At 67.0% G+C, this 11,941-nt stretch carries 9 protein-coding genes; 1 reads left to right on the forward strand and 8 read right to left on the reverse strand.

Annotation, left to right across the window (positions count from 1 at the left end; all coding sequences use genetic code 11):
* Window positions 1–204 precede the first annotated feature (204 nt).
* The 5 genes from I55_RS35510 to I55_RS27525 all read right to left on the reverse strand — a co-directional run bounded on the left by I55_RS35510 (window position 205) and on the right by I55_RS27525 (window position 6,380).
* Window positions 205–768: a hypothetical protein gene (locus I55_RS35510; protein WP_044563933.1), complete on the reverse strand. Its 564-nt coding sequence runs from the start codon at window positions 766–768 to the stop codon at window positions 205–207.
* A gap of 215 nt (window positions 769–983) precedes the next feature.
* On the reverse strand, window positions 984–1,829 hold the full coding sequence (locus I55_RS27515; RefSeq protein ID WP_044563937.1) for a MoxR family ATPase: 846 nt from the start codon (window positions 1,827–1,829) through the stop codon (window positions 984–986).
* Window positions 1,830–1,984: 155 nt separating this feature from the next.
* On the reverse strand, window positions 1,985–4,642 hold the full coding sequence (alaS, locus tag I55_RS27520) for an alanine--tRNA ligase (protein ID WP_044563934.1): 2,658 nt from the start codon (window positions 4,640–4,642) through the stop codon (window positions 1,985–1,987).
* A gap of 175 nt (window positions 4,643–4,817) precedes the next feature.
* Entirely contained in the window at window positions 4,818–5,351 is a 534-nt protein-coding gene (locus tag I55_RS36425) for a DUF6680 family protein (protein ID WP_148294012.1), read from the reverse strand.
* An 18-nt stretch (window positions 5,352–5,369) separates the two neighbouring features.
* Window positions 5,370–6,380, reverse strand: a complete 1,011-nt coding sequence (locus I55_RS27525; RefSeq protein WP_044563935.1) for a hypothetical protein — start codon at window positions 6,378–6,380, stop codon at window positions 5,370–5,372.
* A gap of 173 nt (window positions 6,381–6,553) precedes the next feature.
* Here I55_RS27525 and I55_RS27530 point away from each other — a divergent pair, with 173 nt between their 5' ends.
* Complete coding sequence (locus I55_RS27530) at window positions 6,554–7,054, forward strand: DUF2867 domain-containing protein (protein WP_044563938.1); 501 nt, start codon at window positions 6,554–6,556, stop codon at window positions 7,052–7,054.
* An 80-nt stretch (window positions 7,055–7,134) separates the two neighbouring features.
* On the opposite strand, the gene recA is transcribed toward I55_RS27530, so the two are convergent.
* From recA to I55_RS27545, 3 genes are all read right to left on the reverse strand, one after another.
* Window positions 7,135–8,178: a recombinase RecA gene (recA, locus tag I55_RS27535; protein ID WP_199902748.1), complete on the reverse strand. Its 1,044-nt coding sequence runs from the start codon at window positions 8,176–8,178 to the stop codon at window positions 7,135–7,137.
* A gap of 255 nt (window positions 8,179–8,433) precedes the next feature.
* Complete coding sequence (locus I55_RS27540; protein ID WP_049974559.1) at window positions 8,434–10,881, reverse strand: PAS domain-containing sensor histidine kinase; 2,448 nt, start codon at window positions 10,879–10,881, stop codon at window positions 8,434–8,436.
* Window positions 10,882–11,072: 191 nt separating this feature from the next.
* The coding region (locus tag I55_RS27545; protein WP_044563940.1) for a flagellar biosynthesis protein FlhB at window positions 11,073–11,941 on the reverse strand (869 nt) is incomplete at its 5' end.

An 11,941-nucleotide genomic window follows, 5' to 3' on the forward strand; every position in this document is an offset into this window, starting at 1 on the left:
ACTTAGTACCTATAAATATTATACAATATACCACCCCTCCAGAGAGTAGTGCTGACGCCTCCGGACAAACAGGGTTGGGCACGGTAAAGTCATGGCGGGCTTGCGGGAGCCCGCGGCGTCAAGTCAGCCGGAACCGATGCCTGCCGCATCATTCGTTGACCAGCAAGGCGCTCAGGGGACGTTGTTGTCGGGTAGACCGGCGCCTTACGGGCTGAACGTCTGCGCGTCCGGATACAGCAGGTGGGCCATCCGGGCGGGCATCCCCTCTGACGGAGCGGCCCCTTCCGGTCGCACCACCGCCACGGGGCGATAGGCGCTGGCGGCCAACCCTTCACCAAGAAGGGCCAGCCGCACCGCGGCGGCGGCGCGCACCCGATCACGGCGCAGCGCCAAATCGGCGGGCAGGCCCCCCAGCAGCGCGCCGACATAACGCACGTAAAGGCCTAGCCGCCGGCCCTCCCCCGCCAGGTCCCGGGTAGCTGCCGGCACCGGGGCGTCGGGGGCGGCAGGGCCCCGCGCCGCCGGCGAACGCGACCACAGCGCCCCATAGTCCTTCAGGCAAACCGCCGTGGGCACCGGCGTCGGATGTGCCGGCATGACGCCCAGCAGACGGGCGAAGGGGGGCATGCGGTCCGACAGGGGCGTGGCGTTGACGGCATCGGCGCACACCATCTCCAGCCCCAGGCCAGCCCCCGCCTGGGCGACCCGGGGCACCACCACCAATCCACCCACGATGAAAGCCACCACCCACCGCCGCAAGACACCCATGACCGCGACCCTTCACCCACCGTTGAGAGATCAACAGTGTTACCGCAACATGGCGGGAAGGATTGTGATTTATGTTGCGGCGCACACAAGGCGCCGGAACGACGCCAGGAACAGGTCTTTGATTATCCGTTGATTCCGCTGTTCAACAGCGCCTACAGCCGTAGAGCATTGCATAACGAGCAAATCTCGCAACGCAACATAACGGCCACAGGACCTCAGTCCCGTTCCCGCCGCGCCAGAAACGCCAGGCGCTCGAACAGGTGCACATCCTGCTCGTTCTTCAGCAGGGCGCCGTGCAGCGGCGGGATGGATTTCTTCACGTCACGCTGGCGCAGCACCGCCGGGTCGATGTCCTCGATCATCAGCAGCTTGATCCAGTCCAGCAGTTCGGAGGTGGAGGGCTTCTTCTTCAGGCCCGGCACCTCGCGCACCTCATAGAACAGGGTCAGGGCGTCGCGCAGCAGGTCCTGCTTCAGCTTGGGGAAGTGCACCTCGACGATGCGCGCCATGGTCTCGGCGTCTGGGAAGCGGATGTAGTGGAAGAAGCAGCGGCGCAGGAAGGCGTCGGGCAGTTCCTTCTCGTTGTTAGAGGTGATGATGACCACCGGCCGCTGCCGCGCCTTGATGGTCTGCCCCGTCTCGTAGACGAAGAATTCCATACGGTCGAGTTCCTGCAGCAGGTCGTTGGGGAACTCGATGTCCGCCTTGTCGATCTCATCGATCAGCAGCACGGGGGCCACGTCGGCCTCGAACGCCTCCCACAGCTTGCCCTTGCGGATGTAGTTGGCGATGTCGTTGACGCGGGCATCGCCCAGCTGGCCATCGCGCAGGCGGCTGACGGCGTCATACTCGTACAGGCCCTGCTGCGCTTTGGTGGTGAACTTCACATGCCATTGCAGCAGCGGCGGGCCCAGGGCGTTCGCCACCTTCTGGCGCAGCACGGTCTTGCCCGTGCCCGGCTCCCCCTTCACCAGCAAGGGGCGCTGCAAGGTGACGGCGGCGTTGACGGCGACCCGCAGGTCGTCGGTGGCGACGTAGGTCTCCGTGCCCTGGAATTTCATGGGGCTCTCCGTTTGCCTCAGGCGCCGGCGGGCCATGCGGCCCTTGGCTGTCCTCACTTTTCAGTCCGCTGGCGCTCCCCGAAAAGTTCCGGCGGACGCGGTCGCGTCCTACAGCGGCATGAGACAACTCTCATGCCGCTGCTTGATGGGGGCAATTAGCCGGCGATCACCGCTTCGACCGCCGCCACGGCGGCGTCGGCCTTGTCGGGCTCGCTGCCGCCGGCCTGGGCCATGTCGGGGCGGCCGCCGCCACCCTTGCCGCCCACCGCCGCCGCCGCGATCTTCACCAGGTCGACGGCGTTGAAGCGGCCGGTCAGGTCGGCGGTGACGCCGGCCACCAGCGTGACTTTACCTTCGCCCTTGGCCACCAGCAGGACGACGCCGCTGCCGATCTGGCCCTTGATCTCATCGGCCAGGGGCTTCAGGTCCTTGGCCTCGATGCCGTCCAGCACGCGGGCCGACAGCTTCACCCCGTTGATCACCTTCTCCGGCGTGGCGGCGGCACCGCCGCCCCCGCCCAGCGCCAGCTGGCGCTTCAGGTCGGCCACTTCCTTTTCCAGGCGGCGGCGGTCCTCCACCAGGGTGGCGACACGGGCCGGCACCTCGGCGGCGGAGACCTTCAGGGCGCCGGCGGCCGCCAGCAGGCGACCCTCCTGCCCTTCCAGGTACTCGAACGCGCCCCGGCCGGTCAGCGCCTCGATACGGCGCACGCCGGCGGACACGGCGCCCTCGGCCACGATCTTGAACAGGCCGATGTCACCGGTGCGGCGCACATGGGTGCCGCCGCACAGCTCCACCGAATACTGGCGGTTCAGGCCCTCATCCTGGCCACCCATGCTGACGACGCGGACCTCATCGCCGTACTTCTCGCCAAACAGGGCCATGGCGCCCTGCTCGATGGCCTCGGCCGGGGTCATCAGGCGGGTGACGACCTCGCTGTTGCCCAGGATGCGGGCGTTGACCTCGGCCTCGACCACGCGCACGTCCTCGTCGGACAGCGGCGCCGGCTGGCTGATGTCGAAGCGCAGGCGCTCCGCCGATACCAGGGAGCCCTTCTGCGTGACATGCTCGCCCAGGCGCTGGCGCAGGGCCTCGTGCAGCAGGTGGGTGGCGGAGTGGTTGGCGCGGATGTCGCCCCGGCGGCGGCCGTTGACGCGCAGTTCCACCAACTGTCCGGGGGACAGCGTGCCGTGGGTGACGGTGCCGATATGGGCGAAGACGGCGCCCAGCTTCTTCTGCACGTCGCTGACGGCGACCTCAACGCCACCAGAGGCGAAGATCACGCCGCTGTCGCCCACCTGGCCACCGGACTCGCCATAGAACGGGGTTTGGTTCACCAGGACGATGACGTCCTGACCGGCCTCGGCCTTGTCCAGTTTGTTGCCCTGCCGGTCCAGCACGGCGGTGACCTTGCCCTCGGCGTTCTCGGTGTCGTAGCCCAGGAACTCGGTGGCGCCCAGCTCATCCTTGAGCTCGAACCACACCCGCTCGGTGGCGGCCTCGCCGCTGCCGGCCCAGGCCTTGCGCGCCTCGGCCCGCTGGCGCTCCATGGCGGCGGTGAAGCCGTCGGTTTCCACCGTGCGGTTGCGGCCGCGCAGCACGTCCTGGGTCAGGTCCAGGGGGAAGCCGTAGGTGTCGTACAGCTTGAACGCCACCTCGCCGGGCAGGGGCTGGCCGGCGCCCAGCTTGTCCTCTTCCTCGTCCAGCAGCTTCAGGCCACGGTCCAGCGTCTGCTTGAACCGGGTTTCCTCCAGCCGCAGGGTCTCGGTGATCAGGGCCTGGGCGCGCTGCAGCTCGGTGTAGTGGCCGCCCATCTCGCGCACCAGGGCCGGCACCAGGGTGTGCATCACCGGATCGCGGGCGCCGATCATGTGGGCGTGGCGCATGGCGCGGCGCATGATGCGGCGCAGGACATAGCCGCGCCCCTCGTTCGCCGGCAGCACGCCGTCGGCGATGAGGAAGGAGGAGGCGCGCAGGTGATCGGCGATCACGCGGTGCGACACGGCGTGCGGGCCGCTGGGATCGGAATGGGTGGCGTCGGCCGACGCCTCGATCAGCGCCCGCATCAGGTCGGTGTCGTAATTGTCGTGCACGCCCTGCAGCACCGCCGCCAGGCGCTCCAGCCCCATGCCGGTGTCGATGGAGGGCCGGGGCAAGGACACCCGCTCCTCCTTCGTCACCTGCTCATACTGCATGAAGACCAGGTTCCAGATCTCGATGAAGCGGTCGCCGTCCTGCTCCGGGCTGCCGGGGGGGCCGCCGGGGATGCCCTCGCCATGGTCGTAGAAAATCTCGGAGCACGGGCCGCAGGGGCCGGTGTCGCCCATGGCCCAGAAATTGTCGGCGGTGGGGATGCGGATGATGCGGTCGTCCGACAGGCCGGCCACCTTCTTCCACAGGCCGTGGGCCTCGTCATCGGTGTGATAGACCGTGACCAGCAGCTTGTCCTTCGGCAGGGCGAAGGTCTTGGTGATCAGGTTCCAGGCCAGCTCGATGGCGTCGGCCTTGAAATAGTCGCCGAAGGAGAAGTTGCCCAGCATCTCGAAGAAGGTGTGGTGCCGGGCGGTGTAGCCCACGTTCTCCAGGTCGTTGTGCTTGCCGCCGGCGCGCACGCACTTTTGCGAGGTGGTGGCGCGGCTGTAGGGCCGGACCTCATTGCCGGTGAAGACGTTCTTGAACTGCACCATGCCGGCGTTGGTGAACATCAACGTCGGATCGTTGCGCGGCACCAGCGGGCTGGACTCGACCTCCGTGTGGCCGTTCTTCACGAAGTAGTCCAGGAAAGCGGAGCGGATCTCGTTGGCGGTCTTCATCGGGCAACAGCCTTAAGCATGCGAAGGAACACCCCGGGGCGCGAAACACCGGGACAGGGTTTGTAGCGTGTGGATACGGGGGCTGTCCATGGGATGGGGGTATGTTTTCCCATCCGTGGATAGCATTCGAGTGCGGCTAGTGGATTTTTTGCCCCACCTACCGCCCAACCGACCGCTATCCCTGAGACTCATCCGGATGAGCTGGATTTTGAATTCCAAGTTCATTAGCAGCTTTCCTAAGCTGCTGTAGTTTAATGGAGTTTTCGAGGAAGGAAATTTCCGCCTGATCATTTATCAATTTTGGCATGTACGCCCTAAGAAGATCAGAAGTTGAAATGTTTTTCGCGTCCCCAACAGCTTTAGCCATCTCAATTAACAAGTCACGACGCTTTTCGTGCTGAATAGACCAGCCCAAGGGGTTGTTCATTTCCGGAGCCGACATGGCGGAACAATATCGGCTCCAAGCCTCCCGCACCCCACGATCATTTGAAAACACAATATCAATCAAATTGAGTGCGCGCACGGAATCTTGAGAAATCATATCATGCCGGTTAGCAAGTAGCACGCCCAAGATTTGCAGCTTATTTTTCTTCTTTTCAGACCGTGATTGGATAATACCACCAATCCACAAGGCGACAATTGGAGCAGAGAAAACAGAAATAGTCGTTATAATAATATTTGATAATGCGATAATATCTGCATTACTCATGGTGAACCTTGAGAATTCCTACACCAGCAGCAGGGTGTTGTTGGGCGTGGCGATGACGGTGGGGGCCGTGGGCACGGCGGGGGTGTCTCCAGCGGCCAAGTCCTGGTCGGCGGCGTCCACCTGCTTGGCGGCGTCAGCGATGTCCTGGCCGCTGTGGTCGGGATCCTGGGGGTCGCCGGGCTTGCGCTTGCGCTCCAGGATGTTCTTGGCCTGGGTGTAGACGCTGCGCGCCTGGTCCATCAGGGCGCGGACGTTGCCCATGAACTCCATGCGTTCCTTGCGCGCCGCCGTCTCCTCCTCCGTGCTGGAGACGGAGATGACGCCAGGCTTGTCCGCCTTGGCGTCCCCGGCCGCCTGGGCGTCGCCGGTCTGAAGGGTGGCGTCGGTGCCGGCCGTGGTGGTGGCAGCCGTGGTGGCCGCCTGGGTCGAGGGGGCCGCCTGGGTGGTGCCGGCGGCGGTCGCCTGGATTTGTGCGGCGTCGCTGCCCACGCCGGCAGTGGCGGTGGCAGCGCCACTGGTGCCTGAGGCGCCGGTGGCCACGGAGGAATCGCCGCCGGTGGCGCCCATGGTGGCGCCGTTCTTCACGGCGCTGGCGTATTCCTGTGCCGCACCGCCCAGGGACTTGGCCACGTCCGCCGCCTCACGCGCGATGCGGGCGGCGGCCTGCTTGTCCCCCATGGCGGCGGCCAGTTGGGCGCGCATGCGCAAGGCCTTCAGCTGGCGCTTGGCGTTGTCGACCTTGTCCTGGGCGGCCTTCTTGTCGTTGTCGGCGGACTTCTGCTTGATCTGCTTGTCCAACTGGGTGGCATCGGACTGCAGCTTGTTCAGCTTGGCCAGGGTCTTTTCATCGACGAAGGCGCCGATGGCGCCGGCCGTGTCGCCCTTCTGCAGGGCCTCGGCCACCTTTTGCGCGGTGGTCTTGGCGGTACCCGAAGCGGGTTGGCTGAACAGCGACGTCTGCTGCGCCGCCGAGGAGGCCAGGCCTTGCGCCTGGGAATAGCCGTATGCGCCTGTGGTCGACACCATCATCCGTTCCCCTTTTGGGTCTGGCGATCTTCGCATTCATGCGAGCAGGCGGGATGATACGCCTTTGATCTCAGTTCTGCAACTAAGTGGCATTCATTCTTTCGTGTAACGGAGGTCGTGCGCCGGGCCCGCCCGGCCTATCATGCTGCGGCACGCCAACGATGGAGGCCGCCCGCATGACCATCCGGGAAATCACGCCAGAGGCCGGCGCCTGGGCCCTACTGCCCGGCGCCCAGTTCGCCGACGCCTTCCGCTTGATGCTGCCGTCCGGCCCGGACGTGGCGCCCGTGGACGCCCTGACGGCGGCCCGGCGCATGATGGCGACCTCTCCCGCCTGGGTCCGCCGGCTGATGGCCCTGCGCAACGTCCTCGTGGCGCCCCTGGGCCTGAAGACGCCCGAACCGGCCAACGCCGATGACCCCGCCGACGCCGATGGCCGCATCGGCATCTTTCCCATCCTCAGCAGCGGGCCGGAGCGGGTGGTGCTGGGCATGGCGGACAAGCATCTGGATTTTCGCGCCGTGGTCGACGTCCATCGGGACGCCGCCGGCTGCCAGGTCACCGCCACCACGGTGGTGCGCACCCACAATTGGCTGGGCCGCGCCTACCTGGCCGCGATCCTGCCCTTCCACCGCCTGGTGGTGCGCAGCATGCTGGGCCAGGTGGCGGGGCCCTGAGCCCTGCCCCGCCGCCAAAGAAAAAGGCGGGCCGTCAGCAGCCCGCCTTTTCCTTCATTCGCATCTCCCGGGGGCGCCGGTTACTCCGGGCTGTCGGCGTCGCCGTCAGCCTCGGGGGAACCAACCATCATGGCACCGGCGACCAGGCCGGCGTTGGCGCGGACCTTGTCTTCGATGGCCTTGGCCACCGCCGGATTGGTGCGCAGGAACTGCTTGGCGTTCTCGCGGCCCTGGCCGACGCGCTGGCCGTCGTAGGAGAACCAGGCGCCCGACTTCTCGACGACACCGGCCTGGATGCCCAGGTCGATCAGTTCGCCCACCTTGGACACGCCCTCGCCGTACATGATGTCGAACTCGACCACGCGGAAGGGCGGGGCCAGCTTGTTCTTCACCACCTTAACGCGGGTCTGGTTGCCGACGACGTTGTCGCGGTCCTTGATGGCGCCGATGCGGCGGATGTCCAGGCGAACGGAGGCGTAGAACTTCAGCGCGTTACCGCCGGTCGTCGTCTCCGGGTTACCGAACATCACGCCGATCTTCAGGCGGATCTGGTTGATGAAGATGACCAGGCAGTTGGACTTGGAGATGGATGAGGTCAGCTTGCGCAACGCCTGGCTCATCAGGCGGGCCTGCAGGCCGACGTGGCTGTCGCCCATCTCGCCTTCCAGTTCGGCGCGCGGCACCAGGGCCGCCACCGAGTCCACCACCAGCACGTCGATGGCGCCGGAGCGCACCAGCGTGTCGGTGATTTCCAGGGCCTGTTCGCCGGCGTCCGGCTGGGAGACCAGCAGGTCGTCCACGTTCACGCCCAACTTGCGGGCGTAGGACGGGTCCAGCGCGTGCTCGGCGTCGACGAAGGCGCAGGTGCCGCCGGCCTTCTGGGCCTCGGCGATGGCATGCAGCGCCAGCGTGGTCTTGCCCGAGCTTTCCGGCCCGTAGATTTCGATGATGCGGCCACGCGGCAGGCCACCGATGCCCAGCGCGATATCCAGCCCCAGCGAGCCGGTGGAGATGGCATCCACCTCCATCGACGCCTCCTTGGCGCCGAGCTTCATGATGGAGCCCTTGCCGAACGCGCGTTCGATCTGGCCGAGGGCGGCGTCGAGGGCCTTTTGCTTATCCATGGGTGTTTCTACCAGACGAAGTGGTGCCGACATCTTGCTGTCCCCCTCTTGTCGCATACGGCCAACGGGCGTTCAACGGCTGTGGTGAGGGGGAATGTACATGGTCTGTTCTGGTTTGAAAAGTGGATTTGTTGATCTTTTGTTCTTCTTTGTTCTTGTTTCGATGCCCTCATGCACCGGATGCCGGCATCCGGCCGCCGCCGTCGCGGCCTGGTCGCCGCGTTCCGGATTCGGGCGGCATAGCAAGCCAGCGACTCACCCCCCCGCGCGCGGCGGGCCTTCCATCACGTCCTTCACCTTGGCGGCCAGCTGTTTCAGGCTGAAGGGCTTGGGCAGGAAGTCGACCACGGCGCCGTCCTTGAGCGAGTGGCGGAAGCGGTCCTCGGCGTAGCCGGAGATGAAGATGACCTTCACGTCGGGGCGGAAGCGGCGCACCTGCTCGATCATGGTGGGGCCGTCCATCTGGGGCATGACCACGTCGCTGACGATCAGGTCCACGTCGCCGCCGCGCTCTCCTTGCAGGATGTCCAGCGCCTCTTCCCCGCTGCGGGCCTCCAGCACCGTGTAGCCCTTGTTGCGCAGGGCGCGGGCGCCGAAGACGCGCACGGCGTCCTCATCCTCCACCAGCAGCACGGTGCCCATGCCGGTGAGGTCGGCGGCGGCCTTGTCCTTGGACTCCTCCGCCGGGGCGGCCTGGGCCAGCGCCTTTTCATCCAGGCGGGGCAGGTGGATGGAGAACTTGGCCCCCTCCCCCGGCTTGCTCTCCACGAAGACGAAGCCGCCCGTCTGGCGGACGATGCCGTAGACGGTGGACAGGCCCAGCCCGGTGCCGGACCCCACCTCCTTGGTGGAGAAGAAGGGTTCGAAGATGCGCTGCAGGTTTTCCGGCGGGATGCCGATGCCGGTGTCGATCACCTCCACCACCACCCAGTCGCCGGGCGGCATCTCCTCCGTCTCATGGCGGATGGGTTCGGTGGTGTGCAGGTTGCCGGTGACGATGGTCAGCCGCCCGCCCTTGGGCATGGCGTCGCGGGCGTTGACCGCCAGGTTGATGATAACCTGTTCCAGCTGCCCCTGGTCCACCCGCACCAGGCCGGTGTCGCGGCCGTGCAGCATGCGTAGCTCGATGTTCTCGCCGATCAGGCGGCGCAGCAGGTTGGACAGTTCCGCCAGCACGTCGGTGATGCTCAGCACCCGGGGCTGCAAGGTCTGCTGGCGGGAGAAGGCCAGCAGCTGGCGCACCAGGTTGGCTGCGCGGTTGGCGTTCTGCTTGATCTGCATGATGTCGCTGAACGACTGGTCGCCCGGCTTGTGCCGCAGCAGCAGCAGGTCGCAGAAGCCGATCATGGCGGTCAGCAAATTGTTGAAGTCGTGCGCCACGCCGCCGGCCAGCTGGCCGATGGCCTGCATCTTCTGCGACTGGACGAACTGCGCCTCCAGGTTCTTCTGCGCGGTCATGTCCACCAGGTGCAGGATCAGGCCGCGGTCGCCGTCGCCATCGCCGTCGAAGCGGCGGGAATAGACATGCACCACCGGGCTGGAGGCACCGCGCAGCCGCGCTTCCACCGGCGTGCCCGCCGGCTGCCGGCCATCCAGCACCTCGCCCAGGCGGGCCAGCAGGTTGGCACGGTGTTCCTGCTGGAACAGGCTGGCGATGGATTCGCCCTGCACATCCCCCAGGCGGACGCCGGCCATGGCCAGGAAGGTGGGATTGCACTCCGCCAGGCGGAACTCCCCATCGACGAAGGCGAAGCCGGTGGGCGCGAACTGGAAGAAGCGCTGAAAGCGCTGCTCCGCCCGGCGCAGTTCCTCCTCGCGCGCCGTCTCGCGCGTCAGGTCGCCCAGGAAGACCAGGCTGCCCCCGGCGGAGGAGGCCACGTGCAGCACGCTGGCGCGCAAAGGGGTGGCGCGGGCCGCCGCCAGCTCCACCTCCGCCATACCGGCCAGGCGCTCGGGGAACAGCTCCCCCTGCGGGGGGATGGCCATCAGGTCGCGCAGATGGCGGCCGCCATCCTCCAGCATCTCGCGGGTGTGGCCCAGCCAATCGGCCAGCGTCAGGTTCACGCGCAGCAGCGCGCCGGCCCCGTCCACCAGCATGACGCCCAGGGGCGCCAGATCCCATAGCTCCCGCCAGGGGTGGCTGCCGGGGACGGGGATGGCGCCGCCACTGCGCACCCGCCATTCCACCAGGCCCCGCAGGCCGGACGCCGGCAGCGGCCGCGCCACCACCAGCCGGGGCACGGGCCGCACCGCACCGCCGGGCGGCAGGCCCAGGGTGTCATCGCCGAAGACGACGGACGCCTCACCACCCTCGCCCCGGCGGACCGCGTCCTCCAGGTCGTGCAGGCGCTGGCCGTCCGCCCCTCCCCGGCAAAGGTGGGCCAGGATTTCCACCACCCGGGCCCCGCCCGCGCCGCCGCTCAGTGCCGCAAAGGCGCCGTTGGCCGCCAGCAGCCGGCCATCGGCCCCGGCCACCGCCAGGGCGTCGGGCACCGCCTCCACCACCGCGCGCAGCACGGCGGTGCGCGCCGCCGCCTGGCGCAGCCACAGGACGCCCAGCAGGGCCATCAGCAGGAAGGCGCCGGCGGCGGCGGCAGCGACCAGGACGGAGGTATCGTCGCCTTGTCCCCACCAGGCCAGGGCGGCGGCCATGAACAGCGCCGCCGCCAGCGCGGGCACACCCGCCACCATCAACAGGCCCACCGCCCTTCCACCACCCGGGCTCGCCGGCGGCATCGCGGTTGGGGCGGAGGACGGGCGGGAGGGGGAAGCGGCCACCGGCAGGCACCTCGGAAACGGGGGTCCCGATCCTACCAGCCCGGCCCCGGCGCGACGAGATGGCAAGGGTGAAATAAAACTGGGTCGCGCGGCCGCACCAATGCCGGCGATGCGGTTTACCGTTTAGGAAACGTCTTCTTCTTCAGCTTGAAGACGTACGAGATGACCTGCGCCACAGCCTTGTAATGCTCGGCCGGTATTTCCTCGTCCACCTCGGCGCTGGCGTAGAGGGCGCGGGCCAGGGGCGGGTTGGGCACCAGGGGGATGCCGTGTTCCTCCGCCAGCTCGCGGATGCGGGCGGCGACGAAGTCCACGCCCTTGGCCACCACCATGGGGGCGGTCATGCTGATCGGGTCGTACTTCAGGGCGATGGCGTAGTGGGTGGGGTTGGTCACCACCACGTCGGCCTTGGGCACGTTGTCCATCATGCGGCTGCGGGCGCGCTGGATGCGCAGGGCGCGGATCTTGCCCTTGATCAGCGGATCGCCTTCGCTCTGCTTGTGCTCGTCCTTCACTTCCTGCTTGGTCATGCGCAGGTCGCGCATGAACTTCCAGCGCTGGTACCACCAGTCGGCGCCGGCCAGCAGGGCCAGGGCCACCATCACGCGGATGATCAGGCCGATCGCCTGGTGCTTGGTCTCGTTCACCAACCCCATCAGCGGCATGGCGATGAAATGGTCCACGGCATGGCCCAGGGGGATCAAACCGGGCAAGACGATGGCCGAGACCACCACCACCTTGATGACGGATTTCGCGAACTCGATCAGGTTGGCGACCTTGAACTTGTTCAGCAGGTTGGTGACGGGGTTGAAGCGGTTGAGGTCGAAACTGAACAGCCGTTCTGTGCTGAAGACGATGCCCACCTGCAGGACGGAGGCGAGGAAGGCCGCGATCACCAGCACGGCGAAGGGCACCGACATGGCCACCGCCACCTCCGACAGCAGGGCCGTCAGCAGATGGCCCAGACCGGCCCGGTCCATGGGCA

Source organism: Azospirillum sp. B4 (assembly GCF_000333275.1).
GTDB lineage: Bacteria > Pseudomonadota > Alphaproteobacteria > Azospirillales > Azospirillaceae > Nitrospirillum.